Annotated in this window: 24 protein-coding genes; 13 read left to right on the forward strand and 11 right to left on the reverse strand. The window is 60.4% G+C overall.

Features of this window, described 5'->3' with window-relative positions; genetic code table 11:
* The first annotated feature begins 220 nt into the window (after positions 1–220).
* Positions 221–1,912: a long-chain-fatty-acid--CoA ligase FadD1 gene (gene fadD1 / locus LIY45_RS20500; protein ID WP_017475748.1), complete on the forward strand. Its 1,692-nt coding sequence runs from the start codon at positions 221–223 to the stop codon at positions 1,910–1,912.
* Between the two features lie 123 nt (positions 1,913–2,035).
* On the opposite strand, the gene LIY45_RS20505 is transcribed toward fadD1, so the two are convergent.
* Positions 2,036–2,413 carry a hypothetical protein gene (locus LIY45_RS20505; protein WP_003213043.1) on the reverse strand — a complete coding sequence of 126 codons (378 nt, stop codon included), beginning with the start codon at positions 2,411–2,413 and terminating at the stop codon, positions 2,036–2,038.
* A 199-nt stretch (positions 2,414–2,612) separates the two neighbouring features.
* On the opposite strand from LIY45_RS20505, the gene LIY45_RS20510 reads away from it, so the two are divergent.
* The 3 genes from LIY45_RS20510 (at position 2,613) to def (ending at position 4,468) form a co-directional block, all read left to right on the forward strand.
* Positions 2,613–2,798 carry a CsbD family protein gene (locus LIY45_RS20510; protein WP_017475749.1) on the forward strand — a complete coding sequence of 62 codons (186 nt, stop codon included), beginning with the start codon at positions 2,613–2,615 and terminating at the stop codon, positions 2,796–2,798.
* A gap of 182 nt (positions 2,799–2,980) precedes the next feature.
* Positions 2,981–3,925, forward strand: coding sequence for a YihY/virulence factor BrkB family protein (locus LIY45_RS20515; protein ID WP_017475750.1), 945 nt, complete (start codon positions 2,981–2,983; stop codon positions 3,923–3,925).
* Positions 3,926–3,928: 3 nt separating this feature from the next.
* Entirely contained in the window at positions 3,929–4,468 is a 540-nt protein-coding gene (def, locus tag LIY45_RS20520; RefSeq protein ID WP_226477406.1) for a peptide deformylase, read from the forward strand.
* 187 nt (positions 4,469–4,655) lie between these two features.
* Here def and LIY45_RS20525 read toward each other — a convergent pair whose 3' ends face one another.
* Both LIY45_RS20525 and LIY45_RS20530 read right to left on the reverse strand, forming a co-directional pair.
* A complete protein-coding gene (locus tag LIY45_RS20525) occupies positions 4,656–5,474 on the reverse strand; it encodes a methyltransferase (protein ID WP_226477407.1) in 819 nt (272 codons plus the stop codon).
* A 60-nt stretch (positions 5,475–5,534) separates the two neighbouring features.
* On the reverse strand, positions 5,535–5,972 hold the full coding sequence (locus tag LIY45_RS20530) for a GNAT family N-acetyltransferase (RefSeq protein ID WP_226477408.1): 438 nt from the start codon (positions 5,970–5,972) through the stop codon (positions 5,535–5,537).
* Positions 5,973–6,307: 335 nt separating this feature from the next.
* Here LIY45_RS20530 and LIY45_RS20535 point away from each other — a divergent pair, with 335 nt between their 5' ends.
* The 5 genes from LIY45_RS20535 (at position 6,308) to LIY45_RS20555 (ending at position 10,806) form a co-directional block, all read left to right on the forward strand.
* Positions 6,308–7,249: a fatty acid desaturase gene (locus LIY45_RS20535; RefSeq protein ID WP_226477409.1), complete on the forward strand. Its 942-nt coding sequence runs from the start codon at positions 6,308–6,310 to the stop codon at positions 7,247–7,249.
* Positions 7,250–7,258: 9 nt separating this feature from the next.
* Positions 7,259–8,038: a PhnD/SsuA/transferrin family substrate-binding protein gene (locus LIY45_RS20540; RefSeq protein WP_226477410.1), complete on the forward strand. Its 780-nt coding sequence runs from the start codon at positions 7,259–7,261 to the stop codon at positions 8,036–8,038.
* Between the two features lie 137 nt (positions 8,039–8,175).
* The gene (locus tag LIY45_RS20545) at positions 8,176–8,721 is read left to right on the forward strand and encodes a sigma-70 family RNA polymerase sigma factor (RefSeq protein WP_226477411.1); all 546 of its coding nucleotides are present in this window, start codon (positions 8,176–8,178) and stop codon (positions 8,719–8,721) included.
* A gap of 145 nt (positions 8,722–8,866) precedes the next feature.
* On the forward strand, positions 8,867–9,880 hold the full coding sequence (locus LIY45_RS20550; protein ID WP_226477412.1) for an ABC transporter substrate-binding protein: 1,014 nt from the start codon (positions 8,867–8,869) through the stop codon (positions 9,878–9,880).
* A complete protein-coding gene (locus LIY45_RS20555) occupies positions 9,880–10,806 on the forward strand; it encodes an aliphatic sulfonate ABC transporter substrate-binding protein (protein ID WP_226477413.1) in 927 nt (308 codons plus the stop codon). Before LIY45_RS20550 ends, LIY45_RS20555 begins: the two co-directional genes overlap by 1 nt.
* A 189-nt stretch (positions 10,807–10,995) precedes the next feature.
* Here the strand turns inward: LIY45_RS20555 and gstA are convergent, their stop codons facing one another.
* On the reverse strand, positions 10,996–11,598 hold the full coding sequence (gene gstA, locus LIY45_RS20560; RefSeq protein WP_226477414.1) for a glutathione transferase GstA: 603 nt from the start codon (positions 11,596–11,598) through the stop codon (positions 10,996–10,998).
* Positions 11,599–11,696: 98 nt separating this feature from the next.
* Here gstA and LIY45_RS20565 point away from each other — a divergent pair, with 98 nt between their 5' ends.
* Positions 11,697–12,566, forward strand: coding sequence for a LysR family transcriptional regulator (locus LIY45_RS20565; RefSeq protein ID WP_226477415.1), 870 nt, complete (start codon positions 11,697–11,699; stop codon positions 12,564–12,566).
* 167 nt (positions 12,567–12,733) lie between these two features.
* Positions 12,734–14,053, forward strand: coding sequence for a PAS domain-containing methyl-accepting chemotaxis protein (locus tag LIY45_RS30775; protein ID WP_017475960.1), 1,320 nt, complete (start codon positions 12,734–12,736; stop codon positions 14,051–14,053).
* Between the two features lie 191 nt (positions 14,054–14,244).
* On the opposite strand, the gene LIY45_RS20580 is transcribed toward LIY45_RS30775, so the two are convergent.
* The 7 genes from LIY45_RS20580 to LIY45_RS20610 all read right to left on the reverse strand — a co-directional run bounded on the left by LIY45_RS20580 (position 14,245) and on the right by LIY45_RS20610 (position 20,203).
* Entirely contained in the window at positions 14,245–14,751 is a 507-nt protein-coding gene (locus LIY45_RS20580) for a hypothetical protein (protein ID WP_063027741.1), read from the reverse strand.
* 135 nt (positions 14,752–14,886) lie between these two features.
* Positions 14,887–16,296, reverse strand: coding sequence for an MFS transporter (locus LIY45_RS20585; RefSeq protein WP_226477416.1), 1,410 nt, complete (start codon positions 16,294–16,296; stop codon positions 14,887–14,889).
* A 180-nt stretch (positions 16,297–16,476) separates the two neighbouring features.
* Positions 16,477–16,923, reverse strand: a complete 447-nt coding sequence (locus LIY45_RS20590; RefSeq protein ID WP_226477417.1) for a hypothetical protein — start codon at positions 16,921–16,923, stop codon at positions 16,477–16,479.
* Between the two features lie 112 nt (positions 16,924–17,035).
* Positions 17,036–17,773: an NAD(P)-dependent oxidoreductase gene (locus LIY45_RS20595; protein WP_226477418.1), complete on the reverse strand. Its 738-nt coding sequence runs from the start codon at positions 17,771–17,773 to the stop codon at positions 17,036–17,038.
* A 16-nt stretch (positions 17,774–17,789) separates the two neighbouring features.
* Positions 17,790–18,422 (reverse strand): glutathione S-transferase, encoded by a 633-nt coding sequence (locus tag LIY45_RS20600; protein WP_226477419.1) that lies wholly within the window; start codon positions 18,420–18,422, stop codon positions 17,790–17,792.
* Positions 18,423–18,598: 176 nt separating this feature from the next.
* Positions 18,599–18,835: a DUF6124 family protein gene (locus LIY45_RS20605; protein ID WP_226477420.1), complete on the reverse strand. Its 237-nt coding sequence runs from the start codon at positions 18,833–18,835 to the stop codon at positions 18,599–18,601.
* A gap of 336 nt (positions 18,836–19,171) precedes the next feature.
* Entirely contained in the window at positions 19,172–20,203 is a 1,032-nt protein-coding gene (locus LIY45_RS20610) for a LacI family DNA-binding transcriptional regulator (RefSeq protein ID WP_177325501.1), read from the reverse strand.
* Between the two features lie 212 nt (positions 20,204–20,415).
* Here LIY45_RS20610 and LIY45_RS20615 point away from each other — a divergent pair, with 212 nt between their 5' ends.
* Both LIY45_RS20615 and LIY45_RS20620 read left to right on the forward strand, forming a co-directional pair.
* On the forward strand, positions 20,416–20,949 hold the full coding sequence (locus LIY45_RS20615; RefSeq protein ID WP_017475953.1) for a gluconokinase: 534 nt from the start codon (positions 20,416–20,418) through the stop codon (positions 20,947–20,949).
* A gap of 84 nt (positions 20,950–21,033) precedes the next feature.
* On the forward strand, positions 21,034–22,389 hold the full coding sequence (locus LIY45_RS20620) for a GntP family permease (protein ID WP_017475952.1): 1,356 nt from the start codon (positions 21,034–21,036) through the stop codon (positions 22,387–22,389).
* The last annotated feature ends 21 nt before the right edge of the window (positions 22,390–22,410 follow it).

The following is a 22,410-nucleotide window of genomic DNA, read 5'->3' on the forward strand; positions in this document are numbered from 1 at the left end:
AGAATCTTTGCTCTAAAAATGACCATTAGATGTTCTTGAGTCATGTTTATGACTGTAGGGGCCTCTTTTGGCTCTAGGCGGCCTTTGGCAAAGCTGCTACTCTCGGCGCGCTTTGTGACCTCTTGGCCTGCTTTTAACCGCCAGACTCACCCAAAAACAAACAAATAATAATCGCATCAAATGCGATGAATGAATTCGCGTCGCTGAGGAGTGGGCTTCCATGATCGAAGACTTTTGGAAGGATAAGTACCCCGCCGGGATTGCTGCAGAAATCAATCCAGACGAGTATCCGAATATTCAGGCGGTACTGAAGCAGTCCTGCCAACGCTTCGCCAACAAACCGGCTTTCAGCAACCTGGGCAAGACAATCACCTACGGTGAACTGTACGAACTGTCCGGCGCCTTTGCCGCTTACCTGCAACAGCATACCGACTTGCAGCCCGGTGATCGAATCGCCGTGCAACTGCCCAATGTCTTGCAATACCCGGTCGCCGTATTCGGTGCCATCCGTGCCGGCTTGATCGTGGTCAACACCAACCCGCTGTACACCGCGCGGGAAATGGAACACCAATTCAACGACTCCGGCGCCAAGGCCCTGGTTTGCCTGGCCAACATGGCGCACCTGGCTGAAAAAGTCGTGCCCAAGACTTCCGTCAAGCACGTGATCGTCACTGAAGTCGCCGACCTGTTGCCGCCGCTCAAGCGCCTGCTGATCAACAGCGTCATCAAGTACGTGAAGAAGATGGTCCCGGCTTATCACTTGCCCAAGGCCATCAAGTTCAACGACGTCCTGGCCAAGGGCCACGGCCAGCCGGTCAACGAAGTCAGCCCCGACGCCAGCGACGTGGCCGTGCTGCAATACACCGGCGGCACCACGGGCGTGGCCAAGGGCGCGATGCTGACCCATCGCAACCTCGTCGCCAACATGCTGCAGTGCAAGGCGCTGATGGGCTCCAACCTCAATGAAGGCTGCGAGATCCTGATTACCCCGCTGCCGCTGTACCACATCTATGCCTTCACCTTTCATTGCATGGCGATGATGCTGATCGGCAACCACAACATCCTGATCAGCAACCCGCGCGACCTGTCGGCGATGGTCAAGGAACTGTCGAAGTGGAAGTTCAGCGGCTTTGTCGGCCTGAACACGCTGTTTGTTGCGCTGTGCAACAACGACGCCTTCCGCAAGCTGGATTTCTCGGCGCTGAAAGTCACCCTGTCCGGCGGCATGGCCCTGCAACTGGCGGCGGCCGAGCGCTGGAAAGCGGTCACCGGCTGCTCCATCTGCGAAGGTTACGGCATGACCGAAACCAGCCCGGTGGCCACCGTGAACCCGATCCAGAACATCCAGATCGGCACCATCGGCATCCCGGTGCCGTCGACCCTGTGCAAGGTCATCACCGATGACGGCGTCGAACTGGCGCTGGGTGAAGTGGGCGAGTTGTGCGTCAAGGGCCCGCAAGTGATGAAGGGCTACTGGCAGCGCGAAGACGCCACCGCCGAGATCCTCGACAGCGAAGGCTGGCTGAAGACCGGTGACATCGCGATCATCCAGCCCGATGGCTACATGCGCATTGTCGACCGCAAGAAGGACATGATCCTGGTCTCCGGTTTCAACGTGTACCCCAACGAGCTGGAAGACGTGCTGGCGACCCTGCCGGGCGTGCTGCAATGTGCGGCCATTGGTGTGCCGGACGAGAAGTCCGGGGAACACATCAAGATCTTCATCGTGGTCAAGCCGGGTGCCACCCTGACCAAAGACCAGGTGATGGAACACATGCGCGCCAACGTCACCGGCTACAAGGTGCCCAAGGCCGTGGAATTCCGCGATGCGCTGCCGACCACCAACGTGGGCAAGATCCTGCGTCGTGAACTGCGGGACGAAGAACTGAAAAAGCTGGGTTTGAAGAAGTAACTCGGCCCCAATAAAGAGCCCCGCAGATGCGGGGCTTTTTATTGGGCGCTGATTTTCCCGCATTGAAATGCAATCCAACTGTGGGAGCAGGCAAGCCAGCTCCCACAGGTCTAAACCGTATTCCTACAGTGCGAACTGCGCAAAGCTCACACCAGCACCGGCCGGGCGTACATCCTTGAGGAACGAGTCCTTGTCTGCACTCAGCTCCAGGGTAATCTCCGGCTTACGCTTGCCAGCATTACGCACCACCAGCCCTTCCAGCTTCTCGCGCAAAAACACCGTCGGCACCTTCAGGTGCAGCAACTGGTCGCTTTCGGCGTTGTGCATCAACAAGTGGATCCACTCGTACTGGCCCACGGCAATCCGGCCCACCGGCAGGTCGAACCACCAGATGTTGCGTTTGCGGTCCAGGTCGGTGAAGTGGCAGTTGTTGACGCCGAGTACGGCACCGCCCAGTTCCTGGTTTCTGCGGGCAATGGCCTGTGCTTTATTGAGTTTCATAACCTTCCTACGGGATCTGTTATCCAGCGCTTGCGCCTGGATGTGCCCGGCATTCTCGTGGGTTGGCCGCAAAACATAAAGCCAAACCTGTACGGCGCGATGAAATGCCGCTCAAAAAATAATTGAAACTCTCGGCAAAGGCCAAGGGTCAACGATTACGTAGTGACCAAAATCCTCGATTGTTCCCAGGAGAAATACCATGAGTAGCACATCGGATAAGGCAAAAGGTTTGGCGAACGAAGCCATCGGCAACATCAAGCAAGGTGTTGGCAAAGTCACCGGCAATGACAAATTGCGGGCTGAAGGCGTGGTTCAGGAAAAGAAAGGCGAAGTGCAAAAAGCAGTCGGCGACACCAAGGACGCGGTAAAGAAAGCGGTCAAATAGTCCTGACCTGGCTGACTGCAACACATCAGCCCGACGGCCATCCACGGATGGCCGTTTTTGTGTCACCGGCAGTGATTAAAGTTTGGAAATTGTTTCGAGGTCGCCAAATGGGCTACCTTGATGTAGTAAACGGCCCCTGAGTCGCCCACGAACTTATATTTTTTGCGGCGAAAGGAGACGCTATGATTTTTCCGGTATTACAAGGCCTGCCCCTGCACAAAGTGCTGGTGCGCACCGTCACAGAGTTCCTGGATGACGAGATGCCTACGTACGCCTCGGCATTGGCTTACCAGATGCTGTTCTCGCTGTTTCCCTTCCTGCTGTTCCTGATTGCCCTGATCGGTTTCCTGCACCTGCCGGACTTCTTCACCTGGCTGCGCATGCAATCGGAACTGGTACTGCCGCCCCAGGCCCTGGAGCAGGTCAACCCGGTGATCGACCAGTTGCAGCAATCCAAGGGTGGACTGTTGTCGGTGGGTATCGTGATTGCGCTGTACACCGCCTCGGCGGGTGTGCGCCTGATGATGAGTGCGATGAACGCCGCCTACGACGTGGTGGAAGGCCGGCCGATCTGGAAGCGGTTCCCGTTGTCGATTTTCTACACCGTAGGTTTCGCCGGCATGCTGTTGGCCGCCGCTGCACTGATGGTGCTCGGACCGCAGGTGATGGAATGGCTGGCGGGGCAGATCGGCATGCAGGAATTCGTGGTCACGCTGTGGACCATCCTGCGCTGGCCGCTGATCGTGATCCTGTTGATGTTTTCCGTGGCCTTGATGTACTACGTGATGCCTGACGTGAAGCAGAAATTCCGCTTCATCACCCCGGGTTCGGTGCTGGCGGTGGTGGTGTGGATCATTGCTTCCCTGGGCTTTGGCTACTACGTCAAAACCTTTGCCGACTACAACGCCATGTATGGCAGTATCGGCGCGATTATTGTGTTGCTGCTGTACTTCTACATCTCGGCCGCCGTGCTGTTGCTGGGGGCGGAGATGAACGCGGTGATCGAACACATGTCGGCTGAAGGCAAGGATCCTGGTGAAAAGGACTTTGGCGAGCACGACGAAAAAAAGCATGTTTCCGGCCTTGGCCGAGACCCTTCCCTCAAGCCCACTACCGATGAAGTCTGATCGATGATCCGTGAAATCCTGAAAATGGGCGATGAGCGCCTGCTGCGTGTTGCCCCGCCGGTTCCGCCGGAAATGTTCGACAGCCCCGAGCTGTGGCAGTTGATTGATGACATGTTCCAGACCATGGAACACGTCGGTGGCGTTGGCCTGGCCGCGCCGCAGATTGGCGTGGACCTGCAACTGGTGATCTTCGGTTTCGAGAGCAGCGAACGCTACCCCGATGCGCCTGCCGTGCCCCAGACCATCCTGATCAACCCACTGATCACGCCGCTCAGCCCGGTGCTGGAAGAGGGTTATGAAGGATGCCTGTCGGTGCCTGGTTTGCGTGGGGCAGTGGACCGCTACCAGCAGATTCGCTACGAAGGGTTTGACCCCAAGGGCGAGCCGATTGTGCGGATCGCCGAAGGCTTTCACGCCCGGGTGGTCCAGCACGAGTGCGATCACCTGATCGGCCGGCTGTACCCGTCGCGGATTACCGATTTCAGCAAGTTCGGGTTTATCGACGTGATGTTCCCGGATATGGACCCGACGGCAGACGAATAACCGGCGATCCCTGTGACGAGGGAGCTTGCTGGGCGAGGGAGCTTGCTGTGGCGAGGGAGCTTGCTCCCGCTGGAGTGCGAAGCGCTCCCAAGATTTTGGGGCCGCTGCGCAGCCCAGCGGGAGCAAGCTCCCTCGCCACAGCAAGCTCCCTCGCCACACCAAGCTCTCTCATCACAGATGGTGGGGTTTATTTAGCCGGCTTAACAAACCGTAAGGTCATCCGATCCGACTCACCAATCGCCACATACTTCGCCTTGTCCTTCTCCCCCAGCGTCAACGCCGGCGGCAACGTCCAGACCCCATCCGGGTAATCCTTGGTGTCTTTCGGGTTGGCATTCACCTCACTCTGGCCCTCAAGCTTGAACCCCGCATCGGTCGCCAGTTTCACCACATACGCCGTGGTCAGGTAACCGCTGTGCTTGATGTCTTCCAGCGACGCCCCGTCCTTGGCCCGGTGATCCACCACCCCCAGCACGCCACCCGGCTTCAACACCTTGAAGAACGCCTCGAACATCGCCGGCGCCGTATCCGCCATCACCCAGTTGTGCACGTTGCGAAAGGTCAGCACGGTGTCGGCCGAGCCTGGCCTGCCCAGCACCGGCGCCTTGGGGTCGAACTCGGCAAAGCCCGCCTTGGCGTAATGCGCCGGGTCTGCGGCGAATTTCTTCTTCAGGTTTTCCTCTGACGTACGCGCGTAGGCACTGCTGCTGGGGGCCTGCACAGCGGCGATGTAATGGCCATTATCCTTGAGCAGCGGTGCCAGCACTTCGCTGTACCAGCCGGCACCCGGGGTGATTTCGATCAGGGTCTGGTTGGCCCGCAAGCCAAAGAATTCCAGGGTCTGTTGCGGATGACGATAAACATCCCGTGCGCTGTTGGCCGGCAAGCGCCAACTGCCGGCGAGCACGCTTGCGTACTGCTCGGCGGAAACCGGCGCTTCGGCTGCCTGGCTCAAGGCCGGGGCGAGGAGGGCTGCAAGGGATAAGGCTGCAAGGGTCGCTTTCATGATCATCCTGTAATGGGCCTCTGGTGCCGTTGAGGCTAGCATGGGGCCCACAACGGCTGATCACACTTTATTGAAGGTCGACCTCACCAACGGTTCTAAGCCCATCGCAATCATTGGCTTGTTACGTTTGTAACGCACCAGGCGCTCGGACAGCGACTGCGGCAGCAGCGTGTCCTGGGTAAAGCCCAGGCGTTGGTAAAAGCCTTCCAGGTCCGGATGGCACAGCAGCCACACCGTGCCTTCAACGCCGGCCACCGAGGCTCGAATCAACTGCGCCGCCAGCCCCTGGCCACGCATCGCCGGGTCGACAAACAGCCCGGTCAACCATTGCCCGCCCACCACGGGCGTCAGGCACAGGCCCGCGACGATCTCGCTGCCTTTGGCCACCCACAACTGGCCGCCCTTGAGGGCCTTCATCGGTGAGTTATGGCTGCGGTAGAACTTGTTCAGCAGCGGCCACAGAGGCTCTGCCAGTCGGTCGATGTGCAACTCGGGCATGGTTTTCAAACACGCGAATTCAGGGGGCGAAGATTATAAGTCGGGCAAAGCGCCTTCTGTTGGGCAATCGGTGTTATACCCAGTGTTACATCCCCTGTAAGTGGAGCACGCATCATGGCCAAAGGTCTGAATTCCAAGAAAGCTGACAAGAAGAAACCGGCAAAGACCGCCGATGAAAAACGCGCCGAGAAAAAGGCCAAGAAAACCGACAGCAATCTGTTCGGCCACTAACGTTCTAAGCTAAGCACCCAACGATCTGCAAGATTTTCCCGCCTCATTGCACAGAGCAGGATGAAGCCGACTTTTTCGTCGGCCACGCCTGCCCTGAGCTGCCGATGTCCAACTACCTTGATGAAACCCACAGCCTCGAAATCGAAGCCCTGGCCCAGACCTTTACCGCTCGCACCGAGTGGCCGACCTGGCTGCTGTTGATCGGTGTGTATGCCGGCTGGTTTGCGGTGATGTTTGGCAGCCACTGGCTCGGCCTGTGGCTGAGTACTGCACTGTTGATTCCGCTCGTGGCGCTGTGGATGTCCCTGCAACACGAACTCCTGCACGGCCATCCCACCCGCTTCACTGCCCTGAACAAAGTCCTCGGCTACGCGCCGTTTGCCGTCTGGTACCCCTACACCCTGTACCGCAACTGCCACCTTGTTCATCACAATGACGAAGACCTGACGGTGCCCGGTGTTGATCCGGAAAGCCGCTACCTGAATCAGCGACAGTGGGACGCCAGTTCGCTGTTCGAGCGCACCTTGCATTGGCTGACCAAGACCGTCCTCGGGCGCTTCCTGCTGGGTTCGCCGATGGCGCTGTGGAAACTGGCGCGCAACGAATTCAGGCGCCTGCGCCAAGGCCAGCGCCAAGCCTGGTTGATGTGGCTGAGCCACGGCACCGTGACCGTGCTGATGCTGACCTTCATCGCCCACTGCAGCGTGCTGCCGGTGTGGCACTACGTGGTGCTGGTCAGCGTGCCGGCCTTGTCGGTGGCGGCGATCCGTTCCTACTATGAACACCGCCCGCACCCACACCCGGAACAGCGCACGGTGCTCAATGAAGCCGCCTGGCCATGGACCTGGCTGTTCCTCAACAACAACCTGCACCTGGTGCATCACGACCTGCCGAAGTTGCCGTGGTACTTGTTGCCCACCGTGTACCGCGCGCGCCGGGAACAATGGGTGGCGCGCAGCGGCGGGTTCCTGGTGCAGGGTTACGGTCAGTTGATCGGGCGTCACGGCCTCAGGGCCATCGACAGCCCACGGCATCCCTTTGCTTGAGAGACGACCATGAGTGACCGCTACGCCGAACTGCTGATGTACGTGGCGCCACAAGAGGTGCAACAGGCCAATGAGCGTTGGCTCTCGCGCATCCTGGAACACCTGGGCCTGACCCGCCGCAATGCCGAACATCTCGACCTGCGCAGCCTGTGGCGCGCCCCCGAATTGCTGCTGACGCAAACCTGCGGCTACCCGCTGATGACCGAGTTGCGCGGGCAAGTCCAGGTGATCGGCCGCCCGCGCTACGAACTGCCCCACAGCAGCGGCGGCCAGCATTGCAGCCTGCTGCTGACCCGCGACGACAATTCCCGCAGCGCCTTGGCCGACTTCCACAACAGCCGCGGCGTGATCAACGGCCATGACTCCAACAGTGGCATGAACCTGCTGCGCGAACGCCTGGCGCCGCTGCAGCAGGGCGGCCGGTTTTTTGCGCAGGTCGGCATCAGCGGTGCCCATCGTGAAAGCCTGCGCTGGCTGCGGGAAGACCGCGCCGACCTGGCCGCCATCGACAGCGTGACCTTCGACTACCTCGCGCGTTTTGCGCCGCAGGAAGTGGCCGGGCTGCGGATCGTCACCCGCAGTGCGCCCAGCCCCACGTTGCCGTACATCACCGCGCCCGGCTCTAGTGAACCCCTGCGTGAAGCCATGAACCTCGCCTTGCAGGACCTGCCCGACGTGGTGCAAACCCTCGGCGTACACGAAGTGCTGCCCGCCACCGAGGCTGATTACCAGGTGCTGCTGGATTACCAGCAGCAGGCCGAAGCCCTGGGTTATCCAGGCCTCCAATGATCGTTCCCACGCGGAGCCTGGGAACGATTGGTTATATAAAAATGCATTTTTAATATTATTAAAGAATAACTAGCCTTGCTAGGATCGCTCCACCGGAACACCGGACATAACGCGCAACCTACTCAGATGGAGCCACTATGTCCGGCGCCGACACTTCTCACAGCGACTACGTGGGCGGATTATTTCGCAGTCATTACGACTGGCTGTGCAGCCGATTGCACCGCCACCTCGATTCCCGCGCCCACGCCGAAGACATCGCCGCCGACACCTTCGTCCAGCTTCTGAGTTCCCCGGGCGTGGCGCCGATCCGCCAGCCTCGCGCCTTGCTCACCACCATTGCCCAACGCCTGATGTACCAGCTGTGGCGCCGCCGTGACCTGGAGCGCGCTTACCTCGACGCCCTCGACCAGGACGAAACCTCGCCCGCGCCATCCCCGGAATACCTGGCGCAGATGCTCGAAGCCCTGCAGGCCATCGACCAATTGCTCGACGGCTTGCCGGCCAAGGTCAAGGCGACCTTTCTGCTGTCGCAGCTCAACGGCCTGACCTACCCGGAAATCGCGGCTGAACTGGGCATTTCACCGCGCTCGGTCAGCAACTACATGAGCCGTTTGCGCCAGACCCCGGGCCAGCAATACAGCTACCTGTCGCCGACGGCGCCTTTACTGCACGCGGCTCAGTGATGATTTTTAAACCCCCTACCGATCGTTCCCACGCTCCGCGTGGGAATGCAGCCTGGGCCGCTCTGCGCCCCAAAGCGTGACGCGAAGCGTCACAAGAGGCATTCCCACGCAGAGCGGGGGAACGATCATCTCCAAGAGGCTATGCATGAGAACACTCAAAAACCTGCTCGGTGGCTCGCTACTGGCACTGACGGTCCTGGCACAGTCCGCCACAGCTGGCGAACCTGCCAAACCGATTCACTTCGGTGACATCACCTGGGAAAGCGGCAGCCTCATCACCGAAGTGCTGCGCCTGATCGTCGAGAAAGGCTATGGCCTGCCCACCGACACCTTGCCCGGCAGCACCGTGAGCCTGGAGGCCGCCCTGGCCAAGGACGATATCCAGGTAATCGGCGAGGAATGGGCCGGGCGCAGTCCGGCGTGGGTCAAGGCCGAAAGCGAAGGCAAGGTGTTCGGCCTGGGCGACACCGTCAAAGGCGCCACCGAAGGCTGGTGGGTGCCGGAATACGTGATCAAGGGCGACGCCGAGCGCGGTATCAAACCCCTGGCCCCGGAGCTTAAATCTGTGGCCGACCTGGCCCGCTACAAAGACGTGTTCCGCGACCCCGAAGACCCGACCCGCGGGCGCTTCCTCAACAGCCCCACCGGCTGGACCTCGGAGATCGTCAACAGCCAGAAACTCAAGGCCTACGGCCTGACCGACAGCTTCGTCAACTTCCGCACCGGCTCCGGCGCGGCGCTGGATGCCGAGGTCGCTTCGTCGATCCGACGCGGCAAGCCGGTGCTGTTCTACTACTGGTCGCCGACGCCACTGTTGGGGCGCTTCAAGCTGATCAAACTGGAAGAACCACCGTTCAACGCCGAAGCCTGGAAGACCCTGGCCGACGCCAACAACCCGCACCCCATCGGCACCCGCTCGATGCCGGCGCACCTGGCGATTGGCGTGTCGGCGCCGTTCAAGGCGCAGTACCCGCAACTGGTGACGTTCTTTGAAAAGGTCGACCTGCCGATTGACCTGCTCAACGGCATCCTTGCGCAAATGGCCGAGAAACGCACCGCGCCGCGCCAAGTGGCCGAAGCGTTCCTGAAAGAACAACCGCAGGTCTGGCAGCAATGGGTGCCGGCCGACGTCGCCGCCAAGGTCAAGGAGAATCTCTGATGCGCAAACTCATCGCAGCCACACTGTTGGCGCTGTGCGCCGGGCCTCTGCTGGCGGCAGACCCGGCCACCCTGCGCGTCGGCTACCAGAAAAGCTCGGTGAGCATGGTGCTCGCCCGTGAGCATCACCTGTTCGAAGAAGGGCTGCCAGGCACCAAGGTCGAGTGGATCGAATTCCTCGGCGGCCCGCCGCTGATCGAGGCCTTGAACGGCGGCAGTATCGACATCGGCAATATCGGCGACATCCCGCCGATCTTCGCCCAGGCCGCCGGCATCGACATTCGCTACATCGGCGTCGAACCCAATGACGGGCGCACCGAAGCGATCCTGCTGCCCAAGGACAGCACCGTGCAGAGCGTGGCCGAACTCAAGGGCAAGCGTGTGGCGCTGCTCAAGGGCTCCAGCGCCCACAACCTGTTCCTCAAAAGCCTGCTGCGTGCGGGCTTGCAGTGGAAGGATGTGAACGTGGTGTACCTGTCGCCCTCCGACGGCCGTGCCGCGTTTGAACAAGGCAAGGTCGACGCCTGGGTCGTATGGGACCCGTACTACTCGGCGGCGGTGGTGGACGGTTCGGCGAAGGTGCTGGGGGATGGCCAGGGGCTGAACCCGGCGGGCAGTTTCTTCATCGCCAGCGGCCCGTTTGCCAAGCAGCATCCCCAGGCGATCGCCGCGATTCTCAAGGTGTTTGCCCAGGCCCAGCGGCTGTCCCTGGACCAACACGACGAAAGCGTCGCGCTCATGGCCAAGACCTTGGGCTTGCAGCCGGCGGTGGTGGACAGCTACTTCAAGCACCGCTCGCCGACCCCGAGCCGGCCACTGAACGCGACGGACATCGCCACCCAACAAGGCACGGCCGACGCGTTTTTTGCCAATGGCCTGATCCCGAAAAAGGTCGATGTGCAGCAAGTGGTGTTCAAGGCCCCGTAACGTTATCCCTGTGGTGAGGGAGTTACTGTGGGGGGGCTTGCTGTGGACAGGGAGCTTGCTGTGGCGAGGGAGCTTGCTCCCGCTGGAGTGCGCAGCGCTCCCGCTTTTTTTGGGGCCGCTGCGCAGCCCAGCGGGAGCAAGCTCCCTCGCCACAGCAAGCCCGCTCCCACATGTTGATCGCTTTTCAGGTCATGAATTTTCAGCGGCCAACGCAGCAATCACCGCCGGCCGCTCGCCCACCCGCTGCTGGAACTTCGCCAACGCCGGCCATTGCTGCAAATCGATATCAAAGAGCCCAGCCCAGCGCAGCACCACAAACAGGTACGCATCCGCCACTGAATACTGCGCGCCCAGCAGGTAGTCCTGACGCTCCAGGGTCTGCACCAGAATCGCCAACCGCTTGAACAGCGTGGCCTTGAACAGCGCCTTCACCTCATCCGGAATCGCGTCCTTGAACAGCACCCCCAGCCCGCCATGAATCTCGCTGGAGACAAAGTTCAGCCACTCCTGCAAACGCACCCGCTCCCAACTGCCATTGGCCGGCGCCAGGCCCGCCGCAGGTACCCGGTCGGCCAGGTATTGCAGGATCGCGGCGCCTTCGGTCAGCACCTCGCCGTTGTCCAGTTGCAGCGCCGCCACATAGCCCTTGGGGTTGATCAGCAGGAAATCATCACCGTCAGCGGTGAGCTTTTTCTGGTTGTCGACGCGAATCAATTCAAACGGCAGGGCCAATTCCCGCAGCACGATATGGGAGGCGAGGGAACAGGCATTCGGGGAAAAATACAGCTTCATCGGGGCAACTCCGCAGGACAGTTGCCTTCAGTCTCGTGGGCATGGCACCTTGCGTAAAATTAATCTTTCAGAATCCTGCCATAAGGACAGCTACTGTCATGATGAACCTGATGCACTGGCGCCTGCTGGTGGCCGTGGCGGACAACGGCAGTATCACCGCAGCCTCCGAACGGGTGGGCATGACCCAGTCCGCCGCCAGCCAGGCGATGGCGGCCATGGAGGCCAACCTCGGTGCGCAGTTGTTTGTACGCGAAGCACGCCAGACCTTGCCCACCGCCCTGGGCCTGCAAGTGATCGAGCAGGCGCGGGTGATGCTGGGGGCCTTGCAGGCGATTCGCACCACCGTGGACGAAGCGCGGCCGATGCTGCGTGGGACGGTTCGCATCGCGAGTTTCCCCATGGTGCTGGCGGTGTTCCTGCCGCCGCTGCTGCGGCGGTTCAACCAGCTTTACCCGGGCATCGAGGTCACGGCTCTGGAAGTCACGGACGATGAAGTGAACACCTTGCTCGACGCCAATCTGATCGACCTGGGGGTGGTGCTCAACCCGCCATCCGAGCGCAATGCTGCGGTGCTGGGGCGCGACAACTGGGTGGCCGTGTTGCCGATGGCGCACGTGTTTTCCCGGCGCCCGCCACAGGCAACGGTGACGCTGGAGGAGCTGGTGGAGCAACCGTTCGTGCTTGCCACCGGCGGCTGCACCGTTAATGCCCGCAGCCTGGCGCGGGAAGCCGGTCTGATAGTGCGCGAGGTGCGGGTGGAAGTGCGGGAGTGGAACAGCGCCTTCAGCCTGGTGCGCGAAGGTGTCGGTGTCACCCTGGTACCCGAGATGACCCTGCCTGCCCAACGCAATGGCTTGCGCGTGATGCCGCTGACGGAGCCGGTACACCGCGAGTTTGCGTTGGTGACTTCGCGCCATCAACCGCCCTCCGCAGCGGTTACTGCCTTGCTGCAAATGCTGGCTGACTAGTGGCCTTGCATAGCGCCAACGCCTGTCTATGCTCACTCAGAACCGTTGATGACGCATGGCATATAAAGCGTTTCGGATGGTTTTCCCCATAAAGGTCTGAGATCAAGATTCAAACCGTGAATGGAATCCGCCCGCGTGGGCGTCGGTAAAATAAAGGGTGATCTGTCATGTTCAACCGCCAACACAAATCCGACCTGCTGGAAATCGAACGTTTCTCCTGTGCCCTTACCGAAGCCAAGGCCAAATTGGCCGCCATCAGCCGTTCCATGGCAATGATCGAGTTTGATCGCAACGGCATCGTGCTGGATGCCAATGAAAATTTCTGCAAGACCATGGGCTACAGTGCCGAAGAGATTCGCGGCAAGCATCACCGGATTTTCTGCGAAGAGGCCTACACCCATACCGACGCCTACGCCAAGCTCTGGCGCGACCTGGCGCGGGGCGAGCCCCTCAGCGGCACCTTCATGCGGCTGAATAAACATGGCCAGGAGGTGTGGCTGGAAGCCAGCTACATGCCGGTGGTCGATTCCGACAACCAGGTGCAGAGCGTGATCAAGGTGGCCTCGGACATCTCGGCGCGGATTCACCGCGAGCATGAAAACCAGAGCCTGATCGACGCCATCGGCCGCTCCATGGCGGTGATTGAATTCACTCCGCAAGGCCAGATTCTGAATGCCAACGACAACTTCCTGAAGACAGTGAAGTATTCCCTCGGTGAAATCGTGGGCCAGCACCACAGTATGTTTTGTCATCGCGGTGAGACCGATTCGCCGGCCTACAAGGCATTCTGGGCTTCGCTCAATCGCGGCGAATATCACTCCCATCGGTTTGAGCGCAAAGACAAATTCGGCCAAACGCTGTTCCTGGAAGCCTCCTACAACCCGATCTTCGATGCCAGCGGGCGCCTGTACAAAGTGGTGAAGTTCGCCAGTGACATCACCGAGCAGGTCACCACCTTGCGCACCGCCGCCGACTCGGCCCACGCCACCTCGGTGCAGAACGACGCCTGCGCCCGCAAGGGGTCGGAAGTGGTGCAGCAGACCGTGCAGATCATCGAAGAAATTTCTCGAGACCTGAATGAGGCCGCCGTGAGCATCGATGCGGTGAGCAAGCAGTCGGACATCATCGGCAGTATCGTCCAGACCATCCGCGGCATTGCCGACCAGACCAACCTGCTGGCGCTCAACGCGGCGATCGAAGCGGCCCGGGCGGGTGAACATGGGCGCGGGTTTGCGGTGGTGGCGGATGAGGTGCGCAGCCTTGCGGCGCGAACCAGCCAGGCGACGATCGAGATTGTGGACGTGGTGCGCAAGAACCACGACCTGTCGATCAGCGCGGTGTCGAGCATGCAGTCGAGCTTGAGCCGCACGGGGCTTGGGGTGGAGCTGGCGAATGAGGCGGGGCAGGTGATCCTGGAGATTCAGGAAGGGTCACGGCATGTGGTGGATGCGATCAGTCAGTTCAACTCGACACTGCAGTTGCAGTAACACACCGTTATGGCCGAGAAATAACCTGTGGCGAGTGAGCTGCTGTGGCGAGGGAGCTTGCTCCCGCTGGAGTGCGCAGCGCTCCCAGGATTTTGGGGCCGCTTCGCAGCCCAGCGGGAGCAAGCTCCCTCGCCACAGCAGCTCCCTAGCCACAGCAAGCTCCCTGACCACAGGGTTTGTATTGTCAGGGCTTAGATTGCAGCCAGGGTCTCTTTCACCGTCTGCGCCTGCGGGTCAGCGGTTTTCGCCGCTACCTGCTGCGCCTGCTGGTCCTTCAGGCGTGCGGCCACTTCTTTGGAAATGGCGTCCTGCTTTTCCTGCGGCAGGTTCTTCACATCTTCTTCGGTCAAACCCTGTTCCTTGAGCAGTTGCTCGCGGATGCGCTCGGCCGGGCTTTTCTTCATGTAGTCGGTGAAGTCACTGCGGGCCGATGTGGTGGAGTCGGTCTTGGGCACATCAGTGCTCGACGTGGTCGCGGTGGTGGCCTGCAACTGCACGCGGGTCTTGGCAAAGGCCGCATCGATGTTGTCAGCCTTGGCATCGGCGGCGGCCTGGGTGGTGGACACGCCGGCGGCACCTTGCGCGTTTTGCGCGGCACCGCTGTACAGCGCGCTGGCCGCGGCGTTGGCCGGGTCCATGTCTGCGCGCTTGATGCGTTGGATCGTCGACTGAGCCTGGGGATTGTTGTTGATCAGCATGATCAGGACACCTGTGGATGTGGGCGGTGCCACAGGAGGAGCAATTAGCGTGCCCAATGGTGTGGCCCCGTGTTTACGGGGCTTTTGGCCGCCACCGTCGGCAAGCCTTGGCGTGCCGACGGCCAGGGTTTGCCGCTAGTGGGCAATGTTCTCCAGCGCCAGGTTGCGGGTGCGCGGGCCGAACCAGCTGATGGTGATCATCACGATCAACATGCTGCTGGCGATAAACGCCAACACGCCCGGCGTGCCGAGGTGTTCGAGAATCACGCCGATCAACAAACTGCTGAACACCGTGGACAACCGGCTGAACGAATAGCAAAAGCCGACCGCCCGTGCGCGGATATTGGTGGGGAACAATTCGCTCTGGTAGGAGTGATAACTGAAACTCAGCCAGGCGTTGCAGAAGGTGATCATCACGCCGCAGATCACCAGCCCCACGGCGGTGGTTTGCAGCGCGAACAAACTGCCAAAGATCACCGCCCCCAGGGCCGAGCCGACGATCTGCCATTTGTTCTCAAACCGGTTCGCCACCTTCACAAACAGCAGCGGCCCCAGCGGGTAGGCGAGGGTGATGATGAAGGCATAACCCAAGCTGTGAGTAACACTCACGCCCTGGCCTGAGAGCAGCGCCGGCAGCCAGTTGCCGAAGCCGAAAAATCCGATGGCCTGGAACACGTGAAACACAATCAGCATCAACGCCCGGCGCCGGTACGGCGGTTGCCAGATATCGGCAAAGCGCCCTTGGCCCTGCACGCTGACGGCTTGCGGTTCCGGCTCATCGAGTGGCTTGCCGTGGTCTTTCTGGCAGCGCGCTTCGAGGCTGTCCATGATCTGCCCGGCCTCGTCGAAACGGCCTTTTTGTGCAAGCCAGCGTGGCGATTCCGGCAGGCGCTTGCGCAGTTGCCAGATAAACAGCGCAAACACCGCACTGCTCAGCACCACCCAGCGCCAGCCGGAAATCCCGAACGGCGCCTGGGGCACCAGCCACCACGACATCAACGCCACCGCCGGCACCGACAGGAACTGGATGAAAAATGCGAAGGCAAACGCCGAACTGCGCATGCGCTTGGGCACCAGCTCCGAGAGGTAGGCGTCGATAGTGACCAGCTCGATCCCCAAACCAATGCCCACCAAAAAGCGCATGCAGATGATGCCCAGGGCGGAGGTCTGGATGCCCATCAGCACCGTGGCGACGGTGTACCAGATCAACGCAAAGGTGAAGATCGCGCGGCGCCCGTAGCGGTCGGCAATCGGGCTGAGCAGGCTGGCGCCGAGGAACAGGCCGAGGAAGGTCGCCGAGGCAAAGGCCGCCTGGTCGGAGAAGCCGAACACGCCCTGGCTGCCGGTATGGAAAATCCCGTCACTGATCAGGCCGGGGCTGATGTAGGCGGTCTGGAACAGGTCATACAGCTCGAAAAAACCGCCAATCGACAGCAGCGCCACCAGGCGCCAAACGGTGGCGACGGCGGGCAACCGATCGATGCGCGCACTGATATGCGCGGCGCGGATCGGGTCGATGCCGTCTGCGTGAGGGGAAGAAGGCATGGGGGAAGTTCCAAGGGCAATGACTTGGAATCTTAGCCTGCTATCGGAAATCAGTGCTTGCGAAAATTGAGCGAGTCATCGGCTTATTTGTTGAATCATTGCTTGTGGCGCTTGTATTGCGAGTTTTTATGGCTCGAGGGCTCGCTCAGCTATTTCAATCTCCAAGGCATTCAGCTTTTGTCATTCCTGAACGTATCGAATGGAGAAGTGCCCTTTGAATGAATGCTCAGCACCGTCTACTACAGCGACAAAATCGAAGGTGCCTGAAGCCGAGGCTTTTTCCCGGTCATAAGTTACCAACTCAAACGATCCCCTATTGGCTGCAAATTGAGTTCTGCGATCGCCTACGTCGCGGAAATAAGTCAACTCGGCGAAAACCGGAAAAGCGTCTTGGGGGACTTTGTGTACCCCAGTCTTGAAGTTATTGGAAAAGGCGATTTTAATGCCGCGGGATTCTTGGGGGTTAATGATTTCCTTGCCTTCAAGGTTGATAAGCCGGGTGCCGGTGGACCACTCTCGATAGCTGACCACGCGAGTGTCGAAGGGGCCTTCATAGGCTTCAGTGGCCACTAGGCGCCCCTCGGATGCCTTGATGTCTTTTTCACCAGCAATCGTATCAGTTGTCATATCGAACTCCTTGTTTGTGGGTAACAACAGGAGATCTGATTAAGTTCCAGGCGGCCTAAGTTGTCTACTGTCAGTTATCACAGTAGACAAACCACTTTTTTTGTTACCCCGCTTAGTAAGTAATGGGTATATCAAACGCCTGGAAGCTGTCATCCACGGGGCGATAGCCTAACACCCGGGTTGTTTCGCTCAGGTCCAGGCGTTTGAAGCGGTTATTGGAAATGCCGTGGGCGATCAGGTGTTTCACCCCGATGGTTTCCACCGAGCGTTGCAGCAGTTGTACGGCGTCGCGGGGGCTGAGCCAGGCGCTGAGGTCGCGGGCGTTGTTCAGGTCGGGGGCTTCCGGGAATTCGAATGCACCAATACGCAGGGCGATGGTGGAGAGCGGGGTTTTGGCGGCGTAAAAACCGCACAGGGCTTCGCCGTAGCATTTGCTCACGCCGTACAGGTTGGCGGGCATCACCTGCATGCCGGGGGTGATTTGCCGGTCGACCGGGTAGCCTTCGATGGTCTGGGCGCTGCTGGCGAACACCAGGCGTTTCACACCCGCGGCCACGGCGGCTTCGAACAGGTAGGTAGTGGCCAGGATGTTGTTGGGCAGCAACTCGTCGAAGGTGGCGCTGGCGTGGGGGATGCCGGACAGGTGCACGATCACGTCAATCCCGTCGAGCAGGGCGGCGAGGGCGCTTTTGTCGCTCAGGTCGGCGTGGATGAAACGGTGTTCGCCGAGGGCGAAATCCGGCTCGATGCGGTCGGTGAGGGTGAAGCGGTAGCGGTCTTTCGAGGCTTCGAAAAACGTCTTGCCAATGCGGCCGCAGGCGCCGGTGAGTAGTACGTTGAGTCCGTTCATTGTGTGGTCCTTGTTTTTAGTTATGACCGTCGAGGGCGAAGGTCTTGAAGCCGGGGCGCTGGCTGAGGGTTTCGTAGTAGGCGCTGACGGCCGGGTAGGACGGACGCTCCATGGGCGTCATCCGCCAGCGGTGTACCGACAGGCCGATGAGGATGTCGGCCAGGGTGAAATCGTTACCGGCCACATAGGCTCCGGTTTTGATCAGTTGCTGTTCCAGTAGGCCCATCTTGTCGTTCCAGCTTTTTACCCCGGCTTTGATGCGTTGCGGGTCCTGGTAGTCCGGGTTCTTGCGCACCAGGGCGTGGAAGGCGTAGCCCCACGACGGGTTGAGTTCGGTGGCTTGCCAGTCCATCCATTGCTCGACCCTGGCCCGGGCCGCCGGCTCGACGGGCAACAGGTCGTGGCGTTGGTGCAGGCCCACGAGGTAGCGGCAGAGGGTGTTGGATTCCCACAGCACGCCGTTGTCGTCCACGAGTACCGGGACTTGGGCGTTGGGGTTCAGGGCCAGGAATTCGGGGGACTGGGTGGGCGTGAAGCCGATGCCCCAGTCTTCGCGGTCGTAGGGGATATCCAGTTCCTGGCAGGTCCACAGGACTTTTCGCACGTTGATGGAGGAGGTGCGACCCAGGATTTTCAGCGAATGGCCCATGGTGCTTTCCTGACGAGGGTGAGAAGGCAGGGGGCAATTTAGCAGGGGCATGGGCCAACGACGACTAAAAATGTGGGAGCTGGCTTGCCTGCGATGCAGGCACCTCGGTGTATCAGGCATACCGAGGTGATGCTATCGCAGGCAAGCCAGCTCCCACATTGACCGCGTCTGGGCCCTTAGCAGAGTGGTGATTCCTGGTCCATCAACTTGCCCATCAGCAATACGCCCAACTCACTCAACTGGTGAATCGCCAATGCGGTGTCGCGGTCTTTGCCGGTGAGTTCATCAGACAGGTCGAGCAATAACGTGCTGACCGAGGAAAACGTCTCGTAGCTGTTGGCGATCAGGCTTTCGCTGTTGGCGTCGGGGCTGACGGTGAATAAGGCGGGGGGATTTGGAGTTGCTTTGAACATAGTAAGTGCCCTGTATTAGGCCACCCCCACATCGCTACTAAACGAAAAGGAGGCAGCTGCGCGCAGGTTAGTAGACCGGTGGACACTCATAGCCGGCGCACCCGAAGGTGCCCTACGCACAGCCGCCATCAAGCACAGACAAAATCGTCTGACAGATGAAGCTCATGCACTAAGAGTGAACCAGTTCGGGCTACTAAACCCGATCACTGAGAAATTCAGCGACCGGGCAACCTTAGAGAGCCCTACCCAGGCGCACAAGCCGGCGGATTCTGACGTACCTGTAGGCAACGGAGCAAGGCGCCGGCATCAACACCAGTCACTTCCTACAGCTGCCGCCTAGGTACTCTCGCGCACCTTCAACTCAAACCCCATGTCCACCACTGGCCGGGCGATCTTGTTGCCGGCCATCACCGTCAGCAGATGTTCAGCGGCGCGTCGGCCAATGGCTTCCCGTGGCGTGCTGATGCTGCTCAACCGCGGCACCATGAACGAGGACGAGGGCAGGTCGTTGAAGCCCAGCACCGAGATCTGCTGCGGCACCTTGATGCCATGGCGCAACGCCTCCAGCAACGCGCCCTGAGCCAGGTCGTCGTTGCCAAAGAAGATCGCGTCCACATCCGGATGGCTGGCCAGCAGTTGCAGGAACAGCTCACCACCCAGGCCCACCGACGACGGGCGTGGCGTCAGCACTTCCAGCGCCGGGTCATACAACCCCGCCTGTTGCAGAGCGCGCCGAAAACCCTCACCGCGCAACAACGTGCGCTGGTCCAGTTGCGCGCCGATGTAGGCCAAGCGCTTGCGACCCCGTGAGATCAGATGCGCGGCCGCCGTTTCCCCGGCGTTCATCTGCGAGAAGCCTACACAGTTGAGGCCGGCATTCGGGTCCAAATCCATCATGTACACACACGGCACGTTGCTCGATTCCACCATGCGCCGCGCACTTTCCGTACGGTCAAACCCGGTCAGCAGTAAACCCCGTGGCTGGTAGGCCATGTAGTTGCGCAGCAGGTCTTCTTCTTCGTCGCGGGAATAGTGGGTGTTGCCGATCAGCACTTCAAAGCCCTTGGGCCGCAGCACTTGGTGGATGGCTTCGAGGGTTTCGATAAACAGCAGGTTGGACAGCGACGGCACCAACACCACCACCGACTGGCTCTGGGCCGACGCCAGGGCACGGGCGGCCGGGTTGACCACGTAACTCAGTTCGGCAGCGGCTTTTTGCACTTTTTCCACCAGCTCGGTGGCCACGGTGCTGATGCCGCGCAAGGCCCGGGAGGCGGTAATCGGGCTGACGCCAGCCAGGCGGGCCACTTCATTGAGGGTAGGGCGGCCCGTGGTGCGGGTATTTTTATCGTTCTTGGGAGTCATCAGGCGGCTTGCCAAACAAAAATCGAGGCACTAAGGTAGCGCTGTCTCCAAGACCCTGCAAATTCTTGAACGTCGGGATGCCTGTTCCCGTTCAAACCTTTGGAGCAGATGCACGCGTCACTCCATAAAAATGACAAGACGGCGCGGGAAAAGCCTGTTTTTGCACTAGCCTTACAGCGTGCAAAGGTAGCGCTATCTGCGTCTTGAGGTGTTTCATGAGTCAACCTGTTACTGCCCTCGTGATCATGGGTGTTTCCGGCTGTGGCAAGTCCAGCGTCAGCGAGGCCCTGTGCTTGCTGAACGGCGCCACCGCCATCGAAGGCGACAGCTTTCACCCCGCCGCGAACATCGAGAAGATGAGCGCCGGCCATCCCCTTAACGACGAAGACCGCGCCGGCTGGCTCGACATCCTGTGCGATGAACTGCGCCGCTCGCTCAAGGCCGGCGAGCATCCCGTGCTCACCTGTTCGGCCCTGAAAAAGAAATACCGCGACCACCTGCGTGAAGCCGCGCCGGGCCTGGGGTTTGTGTTTCTGGAGCTGACCCGCGAAGTCGCCGCCGACCGCGTGTCCCATCGCCCCGGCCATTTCATGCCGGCCAGCCTCATAGACAGCCAGTTCGCCACCCTTGAATCGCCGGTGGGCGAGCCGTTGACCCTGGCGCTGAACGCCAGTGAAGACAGCGTTGAAGAACTGGCTGAGCAAACCAATGCCTGGTGGCTGAAACACGGCTTTGAACCAAACAAATAATTTTTTGCCGGACAAGATAGCGCTGTCCGCCTGCACTGAATTTTTTACCGGCTTTAATAACAACAACAAACAGGAGAGACCCCCATGTTTGGCTTGTCCCACGATACCTATCTGCTGCTCGATGCAGTGGTGACCATCATCGGCCTGATCGTGTTGATCACCCGGTTCAAAGTCCACCCGTTCATTGCGTTGATCATCGCCGCAGGCTTTCTCGGCCTGACCTCGGGCATGCCCGTGGACAAGATCATCAAGGCCTTCCAGGACGGCTTCGGCGGGGTGCTCGGCTTTGTCGGGATTATCCTCGCGCTGGGTACGATGCTCGGCAAGATGATGGCCGATTCCGGCGGTGCCGATCAGATCGCGCAAACCCTGGTGCGGGCCTTCGGCAAGGAGAAGGTGCAGTGGGCAATGATGTTCGCCGCGTTTCTGGTGGGCATTCCGCTGTTCTTCGAGATCGGTTTTGTATTGCTGATCCCGCTGGTGTTTATCGTTGCGCGCCGTACGGGCGTGTCGCTGATCAAGATCGGCATCCCGCTGCTGGCTGGCCTGTCGGCAGTGCACGGCCTGGTGCCTCCGCACCCGGGCCCGTTGCTGGCAATTGGCGTGTTTGGGGCTGACATCGGCAAGACCATTCTCTACGGCCTGATTGTCGCGCTGCCTACGGCCATCATCGCCGGCCCGCTTTACGGTTCGTTTATCGCCAAGTACATCCCGGGCAACCCGTCCCAGGAACTGGTGGACCAACTGGCCAGTGAGCAACCGGAATCCAAGACCCTGCCGAGCTTCAGCATCACCTTGATCACCGTGCTGCTGCCGGTGTTCCTGATGCTGCTGAAAACCTTCGCCGACGTGGCCCTGCCGGACGGCCATGTGATCCGCAACTGGATGGACATGATCGGTCACCCGATCACCGCGTTACTGCTGGCCTTGCTGCTGTCGCTGTACACCTTCGGCCATCGCCAGGGCATCGGTTCCAAGCAAATCCTCAAGCTGCTCGACGCGAGCCTTGCGCCCACTGCCGCGATCATCCTGATCATCGGTGCCGGTGGTGGCTTCAAGCAGATGCTGGTGACCAGCGGCGTGGGTGATGTAATCGGCCAGATGGCGGTGACCGCGCAGATCAACCCGATCCTGCTGGCCTGGCTGGTGGCGGCGGTGATTCGTGTGGCCACGGGCTCCGCGACGGTGGCGACCATTACCGGCGCCGGCATTGTGGTGCCGGTGGTGGGGATGATTCCGGGGGTGAACCGCGAGTTGCTGGTGTTGGCGACGGGGGCGGGCTCGCTGGTGTTGTCTCACGTCAACGATGCGGGGTTCTGGCTGGTGAAGCAGTACTTCAATATGACCGTGGCCGAGACGTTCAAGACCTGGACGGCGATGGAGACCATTCTGTCGGTGGTGGCGTTGGGCTTCATCATGTTGCTGTCGCTGGTGGTCTAGGCGGTAAGTGATCGTTCCCAC

The organism is Pseudomonas sp. MWU16-30323, assembly GCF_020515595.1.
Classification (GTDB): Bacteria; Pseudomonadota; Gammaproteobacteria; order Pseudomonadales; family Pseudomonadaceae; genus Aquipseudomonas; species Aquipseudomonas yamanorum.

Bases quoted from the DNA above. Each gene is read 5' to 3' on its own strand.
- fadD1 (WP_017475748.1), top strand. From the start codon at position 221: ATGATCGAAGACTTTTGGAAGGATAAGTACCCCGCCGGGATTGCTGCA.
- LIY45_RS20505 (WP_003213043.1), bottom strand. From the start codon at position 2,413: ATGAAACTCAATAAAGCACAGGCCATTGCCCGCAGAAACCAGGAACTG.
- LIY45_RS20510 (WP_017475749.1), top strand. From the start codon at position 2,613: ATGAGTAGCACATCGGATAAGGCAAAAGGTTTGGCGAACGAAGCCATC.
- LIY45_RS20515 (WP_017475750.1), top strand. From the start codon at position 2,981: ATGATTTTTCCGGTATTACAAGGCCTGCCCCTGCACAAAGTGCTGGTG.
- def (WP_226477406.1), top strand. From the start codon at position 3,929: ATGATCCGTGAAATCCTGAAAATGGGCGATGAGCGCCTGCTGCGTGTT.
- LIY45_RS20525 (WP_226477407.1), bottom strand. From the start codon at position 5,474: ATGAAAGCGACCCTTGCAGCCTTATCCCTTGCAGCCCTCCTCGCCCCG.
- LIY45_RS20530 (WP_226477408.1), bottom strand. From the start codon at position 5,972: ATGCCCGAGTTGCACATCGACCGACTGGCAGAGCCTCTGTGGCCGCTG.
- LIY45_RS20535 (WP_226477409.1), top strand. From the start codon at position 6,308: ATGTCCAACTACCTTGATGAAACCCACAGCCTCGAAATCGAAGCCCTG.
- LIY45_RS20540 (WP_226477410.1), top strand. From the start codon at position 7,259: ATGAGTGACCGCTACGCCGAACTGCTGATGTACGTGGCGCCACAAGAG.
- LIY45_RS20545 (WP_226477411.1), top strand. From the start codon at position 8,176: ATGTCCGGCGCCGACACTTCTCACAGCGACTACGTGGGCGGATTATTT.
- LIY45_RS20550 (WP_226477412.1), top strand. From the start codon at position 8,867: ATGAGAACACTCAAAAACCTGCTCGGTGGCTCGCTACTGGCACTGACG.
- LIY45_RS20555 (WP_226477413.1), top strand. From the start codon at position 9,880: ATGCGCAAACTCATCGCAGCCACACTGTTGGCGCTGTGCGCCGGGCCT.
- gstA (WP_226477414.1), bottom strand. From the start codon at position 11,598: ATGAAGCTGTATTTTTCCCCGAATGCCTGTTCCCTCGCCTCCCATATC.
- LIY45_RS20565 (WP_226477415.1), top strand. From the start codon at position 11,697: ATGATGAACCTGATGCACTGGCGCCTGCTGGTGGCCGTGGCGGACAAC.
- LIY45_RS30775 (WP_017475960.1), top strand. From the start codon at position 12,734: ATGTTCAACCGCCAACACAAATCCGACCTGCTGGAAATCGAACGTTTC.
- LIY45_RS20580 (WP_063027741.1), bottom strand. From the start codon at position 14,751: ATGCTGATCAACAACAATCCCCAGGCTCAGTCGACGATCCAACGCATC.
- LIY45_RS20585 (WP_226477416.1), bottom strand. From the start codon at position 16,296: ATGCCTTCTTCCCCTCACGCAGACGGCATCGACCCGATCCGCGCCGCG.
- LIY45_RS20590 (WP_226477417.1), bottom strand. From the start codon at position 16,923: ATGACAACTGATACGATTGCTGGTGAAAAAGACATCAAGGCATCCGAG.
- LIY45_RS20595 (WP_226477418.1), bottom strand. From the start codon at position 17,773: ATGAACGGACTCAACGTACTACTCACCGGCGCCTGCGGCCGCATTGGC.
- LIY45_RS20600 (WP_226477419.1), bottom strand. From the start codon at position 18,422: ATGGGCCATTCGCTGAAAATCCTGGGTCGCACCTCCTCCATCAACGTG.
- LIY45_RS20605 (WP_226477420.1), bottom strand. From the start codon at position 18,835: ATGTTCAAAGCAACTCCAAATCCCCCCGCCTTATTCACCGTCAGCCCC.
- LIY45_RS20615 (WP_017475953.1), top strand. From the start codon at position 20,416: ATGAGTCAACCTGTTACTGCCCTCGTGATCATGGGTGTTTCCGGCTGT.
- LIY45_RS20620 (WP_017475952.1), top strand. From the start codon at position 21,034: ATGTTTGGCTTGTCCCACGATACCTATCTGCTGCTCGATGCAGTGGTG.